Source organism: Streptomyces sp. NPDC005963, assembly GCF_040638655.1.
GTDB lineage: Bacteria > Actinomycetota > Actinomycetes > Streptomycetales > Streptomycetaceae > Streptomyces.
On sequence record NZ_JBEXVD010000001.1, the window covers coordinates 173,151 to 190,166 of the forward strand.

The 17,016-nt window shown below is 68.5% G+C and carries 16 protein-coding genes; 8 read left to right on the top strand and 8 right to left on the bottom strand.

Features of this window, described 5'->3' with window-relative positions; translation table 11 throughout:
* Positions 1–64 precede the first annotated feature (64 nt).
* Genes prpB through ABZ348_RS00665 form a run of 3 tightly spaced genes read right to left on the bottom strand, consistent with a single transcriptional unit; the run spans position 65 to position 3,216 of the window.
* Positions 65–973 (bottom strand): methylisocitrate lyase, encoded by a 909-nt coding sequence (gene prpB, locus ABZ348_RS00655; protein ID WP_358927842.1) that lies wholly within the window; start codon positions 971–973, stop codon positions 65–67.
* A 10-nt stretch (positions 974–983) separates the two neighbouring features.
* Complete coding sequence (locus ABZ348_RS00660; protein ID WP_358927843.1) at positions 984–2,501, bottom strand: MmgE/PrpD family protein; 1,518 nt, start codon at positions 2,499–2,501, stop codon at positions 984–986.
* Positions 2,467–3,216, bottom strand: a complete 750-nt coding sequence (locus ABZ348_RS00665; protein ID WP_358927845.1) for a GntR family transcriptional regulator — start codon at positions 3,214–3,216, stop codon at positions 2,467–2,469. The genes ABZ348_RS00660 and ABZ348_RS00665 overlap by 35 nt, the downstream gene beginning before the upstream one ends.
* 135 nt (positions 3,217–3,351) lie before the next feature.
* Here ABZ348_RS00665 and ABZ348_RS00670 point away from each other — a divergent pair, with 135 nt between their 5' ends.
* The 5 genes from ABZ348_RS00670 (at position 3,352) to ABZ348_RS00690 (ending at position 8,532) form a co-directional block, all read left to right on the top strand.
* Complete coding sequence (locus ABZ348_RS00670) at positions 3,352–4,359, top strand: tripartite tricarboxylate transporter substrate-binding protein (protein WP_358927847.1); 1,008 nt, start codon at positions 3,352–3,354, stop codon at positions 4,357–4,359.
* A gap of 68 nt (positions 4,360–4,427) precedes the next feature.
* Positions 4,428–4,964 (top strand): tripartite tricarboxylate transporter TctB family protein, encoded by a 537-nt coding sequence (locus tag ABZ348_RS00675; RefSeq protein WP_358927849.1) that lies wholly within the window; start codon positions 4,428–4,430, stop codon positions 4,962–4,964.
* Positions 4,964–6,520 carry a tripartite tricarboxylate transporter permease gene (locus ABZ348_RS00680; protein WP_358927851.1) on the top strand — a complete coding sequence of 519 codons (1,557 nt, stop codon included), beginning with the start codon at positions 4,964–4,966 and terminating at the stop codon, positions 6,518–6,520. Before ABZ348_RS00675 ends, ABZ348_RS00680 begins: the two co-directional genes overlap by 1 nt.
* Positions 6,517–7,677: an MFS transporter gene (locus tag ABZ348_RS00685; protein WP_358927853.1), complete on the top strand. Its 1,161-nt coding sequence runs from the start codon at positions 6,517–6,519 to the stop codon at positions 7,675–7,677. Before ABZ348_RS00680 ends, ABZ348_RS00685 begins: the two co-directional genes overlap by 4 nt.
* Before the next feature lie 279 nt (positions 7,678–7,956).
* The gene (locus tag ABZ348_RS00690) at positions 7,957–8,532 is read left to right on the top strand and encodes a hypothetical protein (protein WP_358927855.1); all 576 of its coding nucleotides are present in this window, start codon (positions 7,957–7,959) and stop codon (positions 8,530–8,532) included.
* A 55-nt stretch (positions 8,533–8,587) separates the two neighbouring features.
* Here the strand turns inward: ABZ348_RS00690 and ABZ348_RS00695 are convergent, their stop codons facing one another.
* The 4 genes from ABZ348_RS00695 to ABZ348_RS00710 all read right to left on the bottom strand — a co-directional run bounded on the left by ABZ348_RS00695 (position 8,588) and on the right by ABZ348_RS00710 (position 13,218).
* On the bottom strand, positions 8,588–10,567 hold the full coding sequence (locus ABZ348_RS00695) for a hypothetical protein (RefSeq protein WP_358927857.1): 1,980 nt from the start codon (positions 10,565–10,567) through the stop codon (positions 8,588–8,590).
* Between the two features lie 192 nt (positions 10,568–10,759).
* Complete coding sequence (locus ABZ348_RS00700; RefSeq protein WP_358927859.1) at positions 10,760–11,386, bottom strand: MarC family protein; 627 nt, start codon at positions 11,384–11,386, stop codon at positions 10,760–10,762.
* A gap of 176 nt (positions 11,387–11,562) precedes the next feature.
* Entirely contained in the window at positions 11,563–12,441 is an 879-nt protein-coding gene (locus ABZ348_RS00705; protein ID WP_358927861.1) for a class I SAM-dependent methyltransferase, read from the bottom strand.
* 207 nt (positions 12,442–12,648) lie between these two features.
* Entirely contained in the window at positions 12,649–13,218 is a 570-nt protein-coding gene (locus tag ABZ348_RS00710) for an XRE family transcriptional regulator (protein WP_358927863.1), read from the bottom strand.
* Between the two features lie 161 nt (positions 13,219–13,379).
* Between ABZ348_RS00710 and ABZ348_RS00715 the strand changes: the two genes are divergently transcribed.
* Together ABZ348_RS00715 and ABZ348_RS00720 are read left to right on the top strand one after the other, a co-directional pair.
* Complete coding sequence (locus ABZ348_RS00715; protein WP_358927865.1) at positions 13,380–14,006, top strand: class I SAM-dependent methyltransferase; 627 nt, start codon at positions 13,380–13,382, stop codon at positions 14,004–14,006.
* Positions 14,007–14,223: 217 nt separating this feature from the next.
* Positions 14,224–14,946, top strand: coding sequence for an alpha/beta hydrolase (locus ABZ348_RS00720; protein WP_358927867.1), 723 nt, complete (start codon positions 14,224–14,226; stop codon positions 14,944–14,946).
* A 262-nt stretch (positions 14,947–15,208) separates the two neighbouring features.
* On the opposite strand, the gene ABZ348_RS00725 is transcribed toward ABZ348_RS00720, so the two are convergent.
* A complete protein-coding gene (locus tag ABZ348_RS00725) occupies positions 15,209–15,757 on the bottom strand; it encodes a tellurite resistance TerB family protein (protein WP_358927869.1) in 549 nt (182 codons plus the stop codon).
* Positions 15,758–16,018: 261 nt separating this feature from the next.
* On the opposite strand from ABZ348_RS00725, the gene ABZ348_RS00730 reads away from it, so the two are divergent.
* Complete coding sequence (locus tag ABZ348_RS00730; RefSeq protein WP_358927871.1) at positions 16,019–16,930, top strand: hypothetical protein; 912 nt, start codon at positions 16,019–16,021, stop codon at positions 16,928–16,930.
* Positions 16,931–17,016: the final 86 nt, after the last annotated feature.

The following is a 17,016-nucleotide window of genomic DNA, read 5'->3' on the forward strand; positions in this document are numbered from 1 at the left end:
CGACCACTCCCCCGAGTCAAGGATCCTGTTGGATCAGCACGTCCGGGGAGCCGTCGCGGCGAGCTCAACGGCCATCCGCCTCCAGCTTGAAGTTGAAGACATCGGAGTCGAACCGGTTGTAGCTCTCGTAGTCCACGAGGTCGTACAGGTCACGACGGTGCTGCATCCCATCGAGTTCGTTCGTCAGGGAACCCTGCTCCAGCAGTGTGCTCAGGCCACGGTCCGCAGCGCCCATGGCCATCCGCAGCAGTGAGACGGGCCAGATCACGAGGTTGAGCCCGACGTCCCGCAACTGGTCGATGGTGAAGAGTTCGCTCTTGCCGAACTCGGTCATGTTCGCGAGGAGGGGTACGTCGAGGGCGGCGCGCACCTGGGCGAACTCGTCCAAGGTCCCGAGCGCCTCCGGGAAGATCGCGTCCGCCCCTGCGTCCACCAGCCGCCGCGCCCGCTCGATCGTCGCTTCCAGTCCGTCGACAGCGCGCACGTCCGTGCGCGCCACGATGAGGAAGTTGGGATCGCGCCGGGCATCGACGGCTGCCCGGATCCGTCGCTCCGCCGTCCCGGTGTCGACGACCTGCTTGCCGTCGAGGTGCCCACAACGCTTCGGATTCACCTGGTCTTCGATGTGCAGACCCGCGAGACCGGCGTCCTCCAGCTCCTGAACGGTGCGCGCGACGTTCATCGGCTCACCGAATCCCGTGTCGGCGTCGGCGAGCGTGGGAAGGTCGGTGACGCGTGTGATCTGGCGTGTGCGAGTGGCCACCTCGGTGAGTGTCGTCAGCCCGATGTCCGGTAGGCCGAGATCCGCACTCAGCACCGCCCCCGACACATAGACGCCGTCGAAACCCCGGCGTTCGATGAGTCGCGCTGAGAGTGGGTTGAAGGCCCCTGGCAGTCGCAGCAGTTCACCGGAGGCCAACCGCTCGCGGAAGGACTGGCGCTTCTCCGCGTCGGTTCGGGTCGAGTAGAGCATCGTCGGCTCCTCAGAAGATTCCGGGTCGGCCTGCGGACGGCAGCTGTCCCGCCTGGGCGACGAAGGTCAGGTCACGCACTTCGTCCGCTCCGAGCTCCGGAAGTCGCAGCGCCAGGTCGAGGAACCGCTTCACCTCGGACTCCCCCAGTACGGGGGTCGCGAGCGTGCGGAACTTCTCGATGTAGTTCTCGCGGGCGAAGGGACGGGCGCCGGCCGGGTGGGCGTCCGCGACGGCGATCTCGTCCTCGACGGTCCGACCGCCGACGAGCTTCACCTCGATGCGACCACCGTAGGACTGGCTGTCGCCGCCCGCGTGGTACCGCTTCGTCCACACCGGGTCCTCGACGGTGGTGATCTTCTGCCACAACGCAACGGTGTCGGGGCGCGTGGCCCGCTCGGTGGCGTACGAGTCGACGTGGTGCCAACTCCCGTCCTGGAGTGCGACGGCGAGGATGTAGGGAAGGGAGTGGTCGAGCGTCTCGCGCGAGGCGTTCGGGTCGTACTTCTGCGGGTCGTTGGCACCCGAGCCGATGACGTAGTGCGTGTGGTGTGACGTGTGGACCACGATGCTCTCGACCTTGGCCGGGTCCGCCACCTCCGGGTGCTCACGGAGGAGTTTGCGCGCCAGGTCGATCCACGCCTGCGCCTGGTACTCCGCCGAGTGCTCCTTGGTGTAGCTGAGCAGGATCGCTTCCTTGGGCTCCCCCGCGCCGGGGAGCGGCACCTCGTAACGCCCGTCCGGACCGTCGAGGAGCCAGGCGATGACCCCGTCCTCGCCCTCGTAGATCGGGGCGGGGCTCGTCTCGCCGCGCATCGCCCGGTCCACGGCCTCGACTGCGAGCTTGCCGGCGAACCCGGGTGCGTACGCCTTCCAGGACGAGATCTCGCCCTTGCGCGACTGCCGGGTCGTCGTGGTGGTGTGGAGGGCCTGGCCGATGGCCTGGTAGATCACGTCGGTGGGCAGGTCGAGCAGGGTTCCGATGCCTGCTGCGGCCGACGGGCCGAGGTGCGCGATGTGGTCGATCTTGTGCTTGTGCAGGCTGATGGCGCGTACGAGGTCGATCTGCAGCTCGTAGCCCGTTGCGATGCCGCGTACGAGTGCGTGCCCGTCCTTGCCCACGTGTTGTGCGACGGCGAGGATCGGCGGGATGTTGTCACCGGGGTGGGAGTAGTCCGCGGCGAGGAAGGTGTCGTGGTAGTCGAGCTCGCGAACGGCGACTCCGTTGGCGTACGCCGCCCACTCGGGGCTCGTGCGCTCGTCCGGACCCAACCCGAACACCGTCGAACCGCCGCCACTGCGGCTCGGGGAGTGTGACAACGCCTGTGCACGGGCTGACGAGGGTGCCGAGCGGCCTATGGACGCGGCGGCGACTGCGGCGTTGTCGATGACGCGGTTGACGATCATCTCGACGACGGAGTCGGTGACCTCGACGGGATCTGTCGCCGTCTGCGCCATCTTCCAGGCCAGCTGCTCCTCGCGGGGAAGGTTCTCCTCACTGCGGTGGGATCGAACGAGATGGTTCGCCATCGGGTGTCTCCGTTGCTCTGGTCGGGCTGTGTCCTTCGACGGCGTCCCCTTCTGCGGGACGCCAGGACTGGCGGAAGTGTTCAAAGCTGTTGTGCAGGTGAATGTGTGTGGCGTGGAGTGCCAACGCAGCGTCGCCCCGGGAGATGGCCCGCGCGATGAGCGAGTGTTCCGAGGCGGACGCTTCGAGCCTGGCCTGGGAGTGGCCGGCCATACGGCGTACGCGAGCGATGTGGGTCCTCAGTCCCTCGATCGCGTCGACGAGGAAGGAGTTCTCCGTCGCCTTGGCGATGGACTCGTCGAAGCGACCGATGAGCGCGAAGTAGTCCCTCACCTGCTCGTCGGCGACCGCGGGTCCCCGGAAGTGGTCGTGCCACTGCGTGAACTGGAACTCGAAGGCTGCGAAGAGTGCGGGTTTGCCGCGCACGGCGGCGAGTTGGGCGGCTTGGGCCTCAAGGCAAGCACGTAGTTCGAAGAGGCTTCGCACGTCGTGTTCGGCGACCTGCGTGACGACGAGGCCCCGCTTTCCCGACGGCTCCACGAGACTCTCGGCGGCCAGGCGGCGCAGGGCTTCCCGAACCGGTGTGCGCGAGACCCCGAGGCGCGCGGACTGTTCCACCTCTAAGAGGGGGGCGCCCGGTGGTAGATCGCCGTCGAGGATCTCCGAGCGCAGCTGAGTATAAGCACGTCCTGCGGCAGTGGAGGAAGTGGTCAACATAATCGGAGTGTATACACGAGTTGATTGTGGGTCACGAGGCGAGCACAAAGTGCCGGCAAACTCTTGTGGGCACCCCTCAGTCTGTATACATTCCGTTTCTCCAGACGCTCCCGTCACAGAGACAAGGATGTCTCCATGAAGATCACCCGTATCGCCGCTGTCGCGACGGTCGCTGTCCTTGCCCTCACCGCATGTGGCAGCAACGACAGCTCGTCGGGCACCAAGACCCAGGCCGGCAAGAAGCCTCAGGCCCTCAACCGGCTTGAGATAATCGCGCCGGCGGCTCCCGGCAGTGGATGGGACCAGGCCGCCCGCGCGGTCCAGGACTCACTGAGAGCCGCAAAGCTTGCGAAGTCGCCGGAAGTCAAGAACGTCCCCGGCGCCTCAGGCACCGTCGCCCTTGCGCAGGTCGCGCCGCAGAAGGGCAAGGAAGACCTCTGGATCGCCTCCGGACTGGCCATGATGAGCGGTGTCATCAGCAACGGCACCAACGTCACGCTCGACGACCTCACCCCCCTCGCCCGTCTCATGGGCGAGTACGAGGTGATCGTCACGCCCAAGGGCTCGCCCTACAAGACGGTCGATGACCTCTTCGCGGCGATCAAGAAGAACCCCAAGGCGGTCTCCATCGCCGGCGGCTCTGCCGGAAGCGCCGACCACATCTTCATCGGCCTGCTCGCCAAGCACTACGGCGTCAAGCCTGCCGACGTGAACTACGTGCCCTACAGCGGCGGCGGCGAGGCGACCACGGCGATCCTCGGCGGCAAGGTCCAGGCCGGTGTCTCGGGTCTGAGTGAGTTCTCCGCCCAGATCAAGGAGGGCAAGATGAGCGGTCTCCTCATCTCGTCCGCCCAGCAGGTCGAGGGGGTCGAGTTCGCGCAGACCGCTGCCGACGTCGACAAGAGCCTGGAGTTCCAGAACTGGCGCTCGATGATGGCCCCGAGCGGTGTGAGTGACGCGCTCAAGACCCAGCACATCGAGGCGCTGAAGCAGATGCACGCCTCGCAGGGCTGGAAGGACACCCTCACGAAGAACGCCTGGAACGACAACTTCATCGCCGGCGACGAGTTCGCGACCTGGCTGAAGGAGGAGAACACCCGTGTGAAGGGCGTTCTCGACGACCTCGGCCTGTCCAAGAAGTGAACTGATTCTCGTTGTGGGTGCCCGCCTGGCGCGGGCACCCACCACCCCGGCGTGAGAAAGGCACACCCATGAGCACCCCACCGACAACGCCCGAGCCCTCCTCGGCCCAGCCCCACGACCACCGAGGTGTGGCACTGGGCGAGTGGGCCGTGACAGCCGGGCTCCTCACCATCGGGGTTGTCACGTTGCTCGACGGCCTCGGGCAGGCGACCTCGACGTCCGCGTCGGGGGTCGGGGCCGGCTTCATGCCCAAAGTGGTCGGCACACTGCTCATCGCGCTCTCCGTGGCGCTCGGCGTCCAGGTGGCGCGGGGCAAGCGCGGTGAGGCGGATGCGGCCGAAGGCGACGTCGACGTCCGCAACACCAGGTGGGTTCCCCTCGCCGTCTGTGTGGGCGCCGTGTTGATCTTCATAGCCGGCGTCGACACGCTCGGCTACATCATCGTCTCCGCGCTGGCGTTCTGGCTCACGGCCTGGGCCCTGGGGGCCCGCAACCACCTCAAGTCGGCGGGCATCGCGGTCGTGCTGTCCGTCGTGGTGTATCTCGTCTTCACGCGTGCCCTCGGCATCTCGCTGGCCGCAGGTGTTCTGGAAGGGGTCCTCTGATGTCGGGCTGGGAAGGACTTCTGCACGGGCTGTCGCTCGCCGTCACCCCCGAGAACCTGCTCTTCGCGCTGATCGGCACCATCGTCGGAACGCTGATCGGCGTCCTGCCGGGCATCGGCCCGGCGCTCACCATCGCCCTGCTCCTGCCGATGACCTACGGGCTTGAGCCCGCGAGCGCGTTCATCATGTTCGCCGGCATCTACTACGGCGCCATGTACGGCGGATCGACCACGGCGATCCTGCTCAAGACCCCCGGCGAGTCCGGTTCGGTCATCACCGCGATCGACGGCAACAAGATGGCCCGCAAGGGTCGCGGTGCCGCCGCCCTGGCCACCGCCGCCATCGGGTCGTTCATCGCGGGCACCATCGCCACCCTCCTGCTCGCGTTCTTCGCGCCGTGGATGGTCGAGGTGGCGATCAAACTGGGCGCCCAGGACTACTTCGCGCTCATGGTGGTCGCCTTCCTCACGGTCAGCGCGCTCGTCGGCAGCTCACCGCTGCGCGGACTCATCTCCATGGCGCTCGGCCTGACCGTCGGGCTCGTCGGACTCGACTTCCAGAGCGGTCAGCAGCGCCTCACCTTCGAACAGGTCTCCCTGCTCGACGGCATCGACACGGTCGTGCTCATCGTCGCGCTCTTCGCCCTGGGCGAGGTGCTGTACGTGGCGGCACACCAGGTGTCCAGCCGCTTCGACATCATGCAGGTCAAGAAGGGCAAGCACTGGATGTCCCGGGACGACTGGCGCCGCGCCTGGCGGCCCTGGTTGCGCGGAACGTCCATCGGTTTCCCGCTCGGGGTCATCCCCGCAGGAGGCTCCGAGATCCCGACCTTCCTCTCGTACACCCTCGAACGCAAGCTGTCGAAGCGTCCGAAGGAGTTCGGACAGGGCGCGATCGAAGGGGTGGCCGGACCTGAGGCCGCGAACAACGCCAACGCCGCCGGTACCCTCGTCCCCCTGCTGACCCTCGGCATCCCGACGTCCGCAACGGCGGCCGTCATCCTCGTCGCCTTCCAGCAGTACGGCATCCAGCCCGGTCCCCAGCTCCTGGACACCCAGTCGGCGCTGGTCTGGGGTCTCATCGCCAGCCTGCTCATCGCGAACGTCATCCTGCTCGGGCTGAACCTGCCGCTCATCGGGCTCTGGGTGAAGATCCTCAAGATCCCCAAGCCCTACCTGTTCGCCGGCATCATGGTCTTCGCCCTGCTGGGCACGTACGCCGTGAACGGCAGTGCGTTCGACGTGGGAGTGCTCCTCTTCTTCGGTCTCGCCGGCTATCTGATGCGCCGGTTCGGCTTCCCCGTCTCGCCGATGATCGTCGGTGCGATCCTCGGCCCCCTTGCGGAGGTCCAGCTTCGCCGGGCACTCGACATCGCAGGCGGTGACATCTCGACCCTCGTGTCGACGCCGTTCACGATCGTCGTGTACCTCACGCTGGCCGCCGTGCTGGTCGGGGGCTTCCTCCTCCGCAGGCCGAGGAAAAACGTCACTGCCGTTGCCGTTGAAGCCGCCCACGACGATGAGGTTCCCGACGTCCGGGAGTCCTCGGACCGTTGAGAGCCCCTGCCGCCCTGCTGTGCCATGCGTTCCTGCTCCAGCTGGCTGCGTACATCGTTCGGCCGACATCCGCTTACCGTGCGATCGAACTGGGCGTCAACCCGCAGTTGGTGGGTCTCATCGCGGCGAGCTTCGCCCTCATACCGCTCGTCGTGGCGGTGTCCATCGGGCGCTGGAACGACCGCGGTCACGTCAAACTGAGCCTCGTCATCGGCGGTGTGCTGATGACGGGAGCAGGGCTGGGAGTCCACTTCTGGTCGGACAATCTGACGAGTCTGCTGATATGGAACGCCGTCATCGGTCTCGGGCACCTCCTCGCGATCGTGGGCCAGCAAACACTCGTGGCCCAGCTCGGGCGGGAAAAGCTGGACTCAGCCTTCGGCACGTACACGTTCGTGGGCTCCCTCGGGCAGGCGGCGGCCCCGCTGGTTCTCGCGGCTGTCGGAGGGAGCGCAGTGCTCCCCGACACCGGTCTCCTCTTCGCCATCTACACATCCACCTGCGCGATCCTCCTCTGTGTGACCGGTCTGCTGCCGTCGACCCGGCAGGCGGACCGGCACCTGGGCCATGAACACTCCCTGCGGTCCGCGCTCCACGTTCCGAAGACCACCCGTCGCACCATGACGGGTGCGATGTTGCTCAGCATGCTCGTGCTCGCGGCGGTCGACCTCATCCAGGTCTACCTCCCCGCACTCGGGGTGGAACGTGAGATCCCGTCGGCGACCATCGGCGTACTGCTCGCCGTGCGTGCGGCGGCGACGATGGCATCGCGGCTGGGGCTCGCACGGCTGGCCACCCGGGTCGGGCGCACCAGGCTCGCGTACGGCTCCACCCTCGTGGCGGGAGCTGCCGTTGCTGCCCTCGCGGCTCCGGTGCCGATCGTGGTCGCGGGGGTCCTCCTCGCCGTGGCCGGATTCGCCCTCGGCATCGGACAACCGCTCTCGATGTCGATCGTGACGGCGGCTGCACCTGCCGGTACGACGTCGACGTGGCTCGCCCTGCGTCTGAGCGGCAACCGCGTCGGCCAATCGGTGATCCCTGTCGTGCTGAGCGCGTTCACGGGGAGCATCGGGACGGGTGGCATCTTCGTGATCACCGGAATCGGGCTGCTCGGTACGGCAGCCGCGGCCCGGATTCTCATCGCCGACGACCTCTGACCGACTCGGGCGCGTCAGTGCACCCGTCGTCGGCGGGCGGGATTGCGGCGGGGTGCCTTCCCCCAGCGCGCCAGGCGTTCTTCGAGTCGAAAGGGACAGTGACGGACCACCTCGGGTCGGCTCCTCGCGAACTGTGTGCGCGGGAAGCCGACCCGAGGTGCTCCCCCGTCCTGCCTGGCGGTTCAGCCCGCGGCGTCGGATGCGGTGCGGTGCACGTTTCCACCCGGCATCGGGAGCCAAGAATGCACTCCGGGGATGGAAGAAGACCGAGGGGGGACCATGACGGCCAATGCCCAAGACGGTGTCACGGTGGGCGGACTGCTGATGGCGGAGTACGAGCGGATCAAGGCGGAGCAGCAGGCCAGGATCGGCTTCCGGGACAACCTGCTGTACGCCACGCTCGCCTCGGTGGCCGCGGTCGTCGCCGCTCTCCTCCAGACGAACGGACGGACCGCGCTCCTGCTGCTCCTGCCACCCGTCTCCGTTCTGTTGGGGTGGACCTACCTGGTCAATGACGAGAAGATTTCGGCCATTGGACGCTATGTCCGTACCGAACTCTCCCCTCGTCTCCTGGCCATAGCCCAGGCGAACGAGCCGGCCGGGCAGCACACGGCCGTCTTCGGCTGGGAGTGGGCTCACCGCGACGACCAGCGGCGGGGGACGCGCAAGCGCCTCCAACTGGGCGTGGATCTGACCACCTTCTGTGTCTGCCCATTGGCCGCACTCGTCCTGTACGTGGTCCAGGGACCGTTCACGGTGCCGCTGGTCGGCGTGGCGGTGGTCGAGACCGCTGCGGTGGTCACGCTCGCTGCCCAGTTGGTGATCTATGCGGATCTGCGGCGCGGAACAAGCTGACGGTGTGCCGGTGTGTCGGTGTGTCGGGTGCGCCCGATCGGGACGTACGGTCCGTTCACCCGCCACGGCGTTCGGCCGGGGTCCGAGCGAGGGCCCCGGACAGGATGAGGTGAAGGACCAGATCGGCGGCGTTGCGTGCCGCTGACTCCTGGTGTTCATCCGTTTTGTTCGCACCCCAGTCGCAGATGCTCTTGATGAGGATGCTCTCGACTCCGGCCGAGCGGGCGGCGGCGTAGAAGGCGGCTCCTTCCATGTCCCCTCCGATGGCATCGGGGTGCCGCGCGACGAGTTCCTTCACCATCTGGGGAGAATCCAGGAGCTTGCCCCAGGAGAGCATGAGGCCCGTCGCCACCCGCACCCCCGACCTTCTGCTCCAGCCGCGCTGGACCGCACGCACGGCGGAGAGGAGCATCGGTGAGGTGACCACGTGTTCTCCGCGGAGGCGTTCGTGGACCCCGCCGTCCGTCTCGACGAGCTTTCCGTGGTCGAGGTCGTGGATCTTCTCGGAGACCAGTACGTCACCCGGCAGTTGGGGACCGGGCCGCAGGCCGTAGCAGATGCCGGCGATCACGGCGTAGTGCGGTGCGAGGTGCCGGATGGCGTCTCCCACCACCGCGGGCACGCCTGCGGCGTTGGTGCTCCCTTGGGCCGCCTGGACGATGAAGAGGCGACTGCCACCCACCAGGCCGGCGTCGAAGACGGGGATCGAGGCGGTGAAGTCCGGTTCGATCTCCCTGCCGATGTGGCTCTCGACGGCGTCGAGCATCGCGTCGCTCTCCACCTTCGCGACCGTCACCACGAGGACCCGGCTCGTTCCCATGATCTGCCTCTGTCCCTCGGTCCGATGCCGTCGTTGTTGCGCAAGGGCGCGTGTGTGGAAGCCGAAGGCGGCGAGCACGACCAGCGCCACCGTGGGGAGCAGTGCCGAGGTCGTCCACCCGAGGACGAGGGCTGCGTCGCTGACCGGTTCGACCCCCGGTGCGGTGCGCCACACCAGTTGGTACGCGGTCCACATCAGCGCCCGCCCGTAGGAATCGGCCGCCCCTGCGCAGTCGTCGGGAGCGCACTCATCGCGTTCCGCTCCCATCAGGAGGTGTGCGAGGAGGAGCACCACCCCGATGACCGAGACGAGGGAGAAGCGTACGAACGGCACGGGGCGCTCGGGGAATCGCGGCAGGTCCTCGGGACGCTCGCCGCCCAAGCTCCACAGGACGTGGCCGCCGTCGGGCCCGGGAACCACCCGGCCGGTCCGCTCCCACCACGCCAACGTTTCGGCGTCGGTCACTGCGGCGCGGGACACCGCGAGCGTGGTGGCGAGCCTGACGGAACCCACTTGCGCACCGCGGTCCGCAACCGGTTGCCGCACGCCGGCGGTGATGAGGCGTTGCAGTCGGACGCGGGTTTCCTTGGCCAACTCCTCGGCGCGGTGCGGCTGTTCCTGGTGGAAGAGCCGAACGGACCACAGTTCGGCGAGGTCAGCCGAGTCGGCGCGCTCCCCGATGCTCCGGGTGCGACCGAAGAAGACCTGCCAGACGACCAGTACCAGCAGCACACCGACGGTGTACACCAAGGCGATCAGCACGATCACGAGGACGAGGGCGTGGAGCGCCGGAAATGGCAGCAGGAGGATGGCTAACAGCAGTGCCAGCGAGGGAGGCAAACCGAAGACGACGACGCTCCATCTCGTGTCCAACCAGCGCAGCAGTCCCGACCACGGTCCTCCGAAGCGGGGTCCACGCCATATCTCGGTGCGCGCGGTCGGGGGCTCCAACAGGGCGAATCCGCCGGGCCCCTGCCACACCAACCGACCCTCGCGGCCCGCCGTGTACAGCAACAGGGCCAAGGGGGCCCGGTCGCGGATCACCCAAGCAACGCCCCGGGGTCTCAGGGCACCGACCGCCCGTCGTCCCCGCGGGGTCGTCCGCACGCGACGCGCGGCCGAACGGCACGCGGCGAATCCGGGGTGGGCGAGCTCCCGACCGGGGAGGTCGTCGGTGGTTCCGGCCGGTGTGCTGCTCGCGGTGCTCTCGGTCATGGGCCGCCCTCGGTCGTCACTGTTACGGGGCGGCCCCATGGCTGACCGCCCGTCACCCTGCCCGTTCTTCCAGGGTGCCATGCCGAGGGTGCGCGGGAGCATGGGTTCCCCTGCCGTCACACGTCGGCGGCACGGTACTGGGTCACCGGGTGAGGAGCCCTCGGGTGCGGGGGCGTTGACCGCGCTCTGCCTTCAGCGGTCGTCGAGCGGGCCGACGCCGAGTGCTTCCAGGGCGTCGAGGACGAGGTCGATGCTGACGGCTGCGAGGAGGAGTCCCAACAGACGTCCGAGCAGTTCGACGGTGGCGTGGTGGGTGGCGCGGAGCACGCGTTCCAGGAGCAGGATGCAGACGAGGTCCAGCACGATCACGGCGATGTACGCGCCGGCGACGGTGGAGCGCCAACTCCAGGTGGAGCGTGCTGTGGCCTCGATGAGCAGTGCGGTGATGGCCAGGGGGCTGACGACGAAGGGTACGAGGAGTTCCCGCATCGCGCCGGTGGTGTCGGGTCTGTCCTCGTGCGGTGTGTCCGCTCCGGTTCGCAGCCCCAGAACGAGACCGACGGCGTAGAGGAAGAAGATGATGCCCCCTGCCAGGAGGAGTGCGGGGGTGCTGATGTGGAACAGGTCGAGGAGCCAGGGCGCCGTGAAGCTGGTTGCCAGGCCGATGAGGATCGCGGCGCCGCACGCGAGGAAGGCGATGGTGCGGAGTTGGTGGGTGGGGTGCGTCTGCGCCAGATGGGCGAAGGAGAGCAGGACCTTCGGTGGACCGACGACGGATACGAAAGTGATCAGGGCGGCGGAGAAGCTGAGCGCGTTCACCCTGGGGAATCTAGGGCGGTGGCACGGGTGTGGCCGGGCACGGCACGGGGTGTCGGCGGAACTGCGACATCATCGGTTCGGCTGGGCCGAAGCCCTGCACGGGTCGGGGTGCTCCGGGCGGGCCGGCTTGGCAGCCACGTCACCGGTGGCGAGGCCGCAGCCGGCCACACCGCTCCCTACTTCGTCGGGGCGCGGCGAGCGGCCCATACGGTGCGTTCCGTACGGACGGCTAGGTCGCTGCGACGCAGGATGCTCCGCGGGCTGTTCGTGTCGAGCAGCTGGTCGAGGGCGCTGAGGTCGTTGGCGGCGAGGGTGTCGGCGACGCCGCTGCGCAGGCGTTTCAGGCTGCTCAGTGCGTACTGGCCGACCGACTCGGTCTGGGAACCGTCGATGTTCACGGTGATCGAGCGCTCGCCCTCCACCGTGAATCCGGCCGCAGTCAACTTGGGGCCCCAGTCGGCACCGCGATGGGGCAGGTGCTCGGTGTGGTGGTGCGCGAGGGCGGCATGACAGCGATCTTCGAGTCCGGGACGCTCCTCGGGAGCGTTGTCGGGCAGGAAGCGCGGGAAGCCCGCCAGTTCGACGACGGCGAACAGTCCGCCAGGAGAGAGCAGGTCGTAGACCCGGCTCAGGGCGCGGTCGGGGTCGGCCATGTGGTGGAGCGATGCGGATCCCCAGACCAGATCGGGCCGGCCGAGCACGGGCCAGTCGGCATCGAGATCGGCCAACACCGTGCGCACCCGGCCGGTCACACCGAGCGCCTCAGCCTTTTCCCGTAGGCGGTGCAGATGACCGGGCGACACGTCGACTGCGGTCACCTCCGCTTCGGGGAAACGAGCGAGGAGGGCGAAGGTGCCGGCTCCGGTTCCGCATCCCAGGTCCACGATGTGGCGCGGCTCGCTCTTCACGGGCAGCCATGCGGTGATGGAGTCGGTGTGCTGGGCGAGCACCTCGGCGTCCAGGTCGAGCATCTCCGCCTGGTCATGGGCGTCGGGGGTGTGATGGGGAGCGCTGTGTCCGCCGCCGTGGGCCGTGTGCCGGGATGCATGAGTCATGACCGCCACGCTAGAAGGGTCATGCCGTTTTGGCAGCACGGTTCCCGGTTTGCGCAAGACGATGCCCTGGTGGGATGCCGGATGCGCAAGTCGCTGCCCGAGGGAGGCCGGCGGGTACGTCCGCCGCCTTGCGAAGTGTGTGCGGAGTCGAGCCGCCGGGTTCTTGACCGGGTGGGACGTGCAGCGGCTCGGCAGGGGCCGGCCGGCTCAGTCGTCCTCACCGCGTTGGTGGCCCCGGCGGGCGTCGCGGTCGAAGATGCCCAGGATCTCGCAGGGTCCGCCCTCGGCACCGATGGCGTGCGGCAGCATCGTGGGGAACTCCGCTGCCTGATTGGTTTCCACGCGGATGCGCCGGTCACCCAGGAGGAGGACGGCGGTGCCGGACAGGACGACGAGCCACTCACGGCCGGGGTGGGCCCGCAGACGGGCGGGACTGTCGGGCGGCGGGTTCGTCATCCGCTGCCGGACGACGCTCATCCCGGGTTCCGCTTTGATGGGCCAGCGCATGAGGCCATGGGTCGCGTCGATCATCGGATTGCTGATGATGTCGTCGGTGGCCGTCTCGACGAGCTGATCGAGGGATGTGTCCAGGGCTCGGGCGAGGGTCACGAGTTGGTCCAGGGCCAGCCTGCGCTGGCCGTTCTCGATGCGGCTGAGGGTGGACTGGCTGATGTTCGCGCGAGCTGCCAGGTCGGCCAGGGACCAGCCCTGCGCGACGCGCAGTGCGCGGATCCGTTTGCGTACCAGGCTCTCCAGCTCGCCACTGCCTTCCGTCATGGGCAACACCTTATGTCGCGAACGTCAGCCCGGTTTCGTGGTGAACGCAGCCCCCTGGGGGACCGGGGCACACGGTGGAGATGGGCGGGCCCGGGATGCGGGTTTGACTTCGGTACGGTCCGGACAACGGCTGCCCATGGAGCGGGTGTTAGCTTCTCTCCGTGGCAAAACACCAAGAGATCAGCGCGGCCTATGACGGGGTCGTCGAGCTCTATGCGTCGCTGTTCGCCAATCGGCTGGAGACCCAGCCGCTCACGCGGGCCATGATCAGCACCTTCGCCGAGCTGGTGCGCGGCGCGGGGAACCTACGGACGGCCGATGTCGGGTGCGGGCCCGGACACCTCACGGCCATGCTGCACGAACTGGGGCTGGACGCCTTCGGGCTCGACCTCTCCCCTGCCATGGTCGACCACGCCCGACGGGCCCACCCGGCGCTACGGTTCGACGAGGCACGCATGGAGGCCCTGCCGATCGAGGACAGGGCGCTCGGCGGAGTGCTGGCCCACTACTCGATGATCCACACCCCGCCCGAGGACCTGCCCGCGCTCCTCGACGAGCAGGTACGTGTCCTGGCACCGGGGGGCGTGCTCCTGGCCTCGTTCTTCGGGACCGAGGGACCGGAGCCGATCCGCTTCGATCACAAGGTGACGCCCGCCTACAGCTGGCCGGTGGACCGGTTCACCGAGTTGCTGACGGGGGCCGGCCTCACCACCGTCGCTCGGCTGCTCCATGACCCGGCCTCCGAGCGTGGCTTCCTCGACACCCATGTACTGGCCCGCCTCCCCTGAAGCACGCCCGGGCGAACGAGGTGCTGACGCTTGGCGCCGCCGCAAAACCCGTTGGCGGACCGGGGCGGCCACTGCTACCTTCCCGGAGGCCGTGCGAGATGACGAGGAGGTGGTACCCGTGAAAGCAGTATCGACATGGGTGCTCCCCTCCGGGGTCACGGTCGGGCGGTAGATCGTCCGGGAGCACCGTTTCCGAGCCCTCCCGAAAGGCACGACCGTGCAGTTCACTTCCGAACGACGCTTCGACGACGGTGTCATCGAACGCGAATTCACCCTCGGCGAGATCCCCGGCACCCTGTGGACGCCCCCATCCCCCGCACCGGCTCCGCTGGTCCTGATGGCCCACAACAACGGCCTGCCCAAGGGGGAACCGCGATTGGTGGCCCGGGCCCGGCGCTCCGTGGCGTACGGCTATGCGGTGGCCTCGATCGACGCCCCCGGGTGCGGTGACCGTCCCCGTTCCACCGCCGACGAACAGGCCCGCGCCGATCTCGGCCGGGCGCTGGGGGCCGGTGAGCCGATCGACGAGATCCTTGAGTCCCTGGTCGGCTCGCTGGTCGAAAGGGCGGTCCCGGAGTGGCGGACCACCTTGGACGCTCTCCTGACCCTGCCCGAGATCAGCGGCCCGGTCGGGTACTCGGGGTGGACCGCCGTGGGCATCCGATTGGCGGCGATCGAGCCGCGCATCTCGGCCGTCGGCTTCTTCGCCGGGGGGTACGTGCCCCGCGCCCAGCGCGAGGAGGCCCGACAGATCACCATCCCGCTGCTGTTCCTGCTCCAGTGGGACGACGAAGGGAACCCACGGCAACGCGCCCTGGACCTGTTCGACGCCTTCGGCACCCAAGAGAAGACGTTGCACGCCAATACGGGCGGACACACCGGCACCCCGTGGTTCGAGGTGGAGGACGGGAACCGGTTCTTCGACCGGCACCTGAAGTGAGGTCGGGCGGTCAGGCCGACACCGGACGGTAGGCGGTTCCGACCGGAACGCTGCGTGTCGGAGGAGGGCCCCGGCCGTCCTCGATGAGGGCTGCTCGTCGATATAGGAACGCCCCGATCGCGACATTACCGGCCAGTTGCGTACCGGTCGATCGGGGGCAGCTCTGGGCAGTCAACAGGCCGGTCTCCAGCGGCGAATCCCGCTGGAGACCGGGCCCGGAGTGCCTCGCTACACAGCCCTGGGCAACGATGCCAGGGCTTGATCAGAGACCGAACTCCTGGGGGGACACCCCGAGCGCAGCGCACGCTTCCCGCAGGACCTGCGCCTCAGCCGGAGCGATGTACCCGTCGGCCCCTGCGACCACGAAGCCGGTCTGCACGACCGCCCGCGCCTCCACAGGCTTCTTCGCCGCCTTGGCGATCTCCTGCATGACCTGGGTCTTGCCCTGGAGGAAGTTGTACGCCAACTGGTCGACGTGCTTGTTGAACAGCTGACGCAGCTGTTCCGGCGGGAAGTTCTGCAGAACGTCGTTCTGCAGGATCAGCGACTCCACGTGCTGCCGCTCGGCCGGGTCAACCGACCCGTCGGCAGCCGCGACCAGAGCGCACATGGCCATGCTCGCGTCGCGGTACGAGCCGCTCTTGAGCTCGGTCTTGAGGGAGCCGAGCTGGGACTTCAGCAGACCCACGAGCTGAGCCTTCGATCCCCCGCCGGCCCCCGAACCCGGCCGTCCGTGGCCGCCGGAGCTCCGCGCCCCCTGCGCCTGCTGCAGGCCCTTGGCCTGGTCCTTGATCCGGTCCCACATCGCCATCCGTGCCACCTCGGCTACCTATTGACTCGTCCGCGTGGTTCCGCGCGTCTTCCTGACAACGCCCACCGACCGTGCGAAGTTCCCTGACCAGCCCGGCTGCTGCGACGATCCGGACCACCCGGCAGAGCGCCCCACCGGGCGGACCGCCACGCTCCGCAGCCGGATCCACGCGTCAGGGCGTACCAGGTGCGCAGGCTGCCACGGGTGCGCGTGTTCCAGAGGGCTGTACGGGGTGGGCGGGTGGAGGCTAGTGGGGTGGATGTGGAGGAGATTGCTACCGAGCTGTACGGGTTGAATCCGTCGGAGTTCATCGCCGCCCGCGATGCGTACGCCGCCCGGGCGCGCCGCGCGGGCGAGAAGCAGACGGCCGGACGGATCACCGAACTGCGGAGGCCGACACGGGCTGCCTGGGCGGCGAACCTCCTCGCCCGCCATGACCCGGACGAGACCGAACGGTTCCTCCGGCTCGGGCAGGGCCTGCGGGAGGCGCACCTCACCCTGGATCCGGCTCGACTGCGCGAGTTGAGCCATCAGCAGCACCGGGTCATCACCACGCTCGCCCGGCAGGCGGTTGCTCTGGCGGAGGAGGCGGGTCAACCGCTCACGCAGTCCGTGCACCAGGAGGTGGAACGTACCCTGCGTGCCGTGCTCTCCGATCCCGAGACAGCCGAGGTCTGGGCAGCGGGTCGCCTGGTGAAGGCGGCTGACGCATCCGTCGGTTTCGGCGGGCTGGAGCCCGAGGCACTGCCGCCGCGGTCGGCTGAGGTCCGGGACACCACCGCCGACAGGACCACGAGCGGTTCGAGGAGTTCATCCGCGACAACTGCCGCAGGCCGTACGAAGGGGGCGAAGGAATCACGGCGGGCGACCCGGCTGGAGGTCGCGAGGGAAGCCGCCCGCGCTGCCGTCGCGGAGGCCGGCCACCGGGAGGACTCCCTCCACTCGGTCGAGCAGGAGCACGACCGGGCCACCGCCCTGCTCGCCGACGCAGAAGAACTGGTCACGGACCTCACCATGCGGTTGCGTCAGGCCAGGGCGGACCGCAATGGAATGAGGTCCACGGTGGACGAGACCGCGAAACGCCTTCGGGAAGCGGAGAAGGAGGCCAAGGCAGCCCGCCATGCCTCGGCCGTCGCCGCCCGCGCGGTCGACAGGCTCACGGACAGCGGCTGACGGCGAAGGGGGAGCTCCGCGCCCGCTGCTCGTGTCTGGGCCTCGACCTGTCTCTACGACGGCGACACCGGCAGGCACTCCGACTG

Excerpts from the sequence above, each read along its gene's own strand:
- ABZ348_RS00675 (WP_358927849.1), top strand. The coding sequence starts at position 4,428 with ATGAGCACCCCACCGACAACGCCCGAGCCCTCCTCGGCCCAGCCCCAC.
- ABZ348_RS00665 (WP_358927845.1), bottom strand. The coding sequence starts at position 3,216 with ATGTTGACCACTTCCTCCACTGCCGCAGGACGTGCTTATACTCAGCTG.
- ABZ348_RS00670 (WP_358927847.1), top strand. The coding sequence starts at position 3,352 with ATGAAGATCACCCGTATCGCCGCTGTCGCGACGGTCGCTGTCCTTGCC.
- ABZ348_RS00660 (WP_358927843.1), bottom strand. The coding sequence starts at position 2,501 with ATGGCGAACCATCTCGTTCGATCCCACCGCAGTGAGGAGAACCTTCCC.
- ABZ348_RS00710 (WP_358927863.1), bottom strand. The coding sequence starts at position 13,218 with ATGACGGAAGGCAGTGGCGAGCTGGAGAGCCTGGTACGCAAACGGATC.
- ABZ348_RS00695 (WP_358927857.1), bottom strand. The coding sequence starts at position 10,567 with ATGACCGAGAGCACCGCGAGCAGCACACCGGCCGGAACCACCGACGAC.
- ABZ348_RS00690 (WP_358927855.1), top strand. The coding sequence starts at position 7,957 with ATGACGGCCAATGCCCAAGACGGTGTCACGGTGGGCGGACTGCTGATG.
- prpB (WP_358927842.1), bottom strand. The coding sequence starts at position 973 with ATGCTCTACTCGACCCGAACCGACGCGGAGAAGCGCCAGTCCTTCCGC.
- ABZ348_RS00725 (WP_358927869.1), bottom strand. The coding sequence starts at position 15,757 with ATGGCGATGTGGGACCGGATCAAGGACCAGGCCAAGGGCCTGCAGCAG.
- ABZ348_RS00680 (WP_358927851.1), top strand. The coding sequence starts at position 4,964 with ATGTCGGGCTGGGAAGGACTTCTGCACGGGCTGTCGCTCGCCGTCACC.
- ABZ348_RS00705 (WP_358927861.1), bottom strand. The coding sequence starts at position 12,441 with ATGACTCATGCATCCCGGCACACGGCCCACGGCGGCGGACACAGCGCT.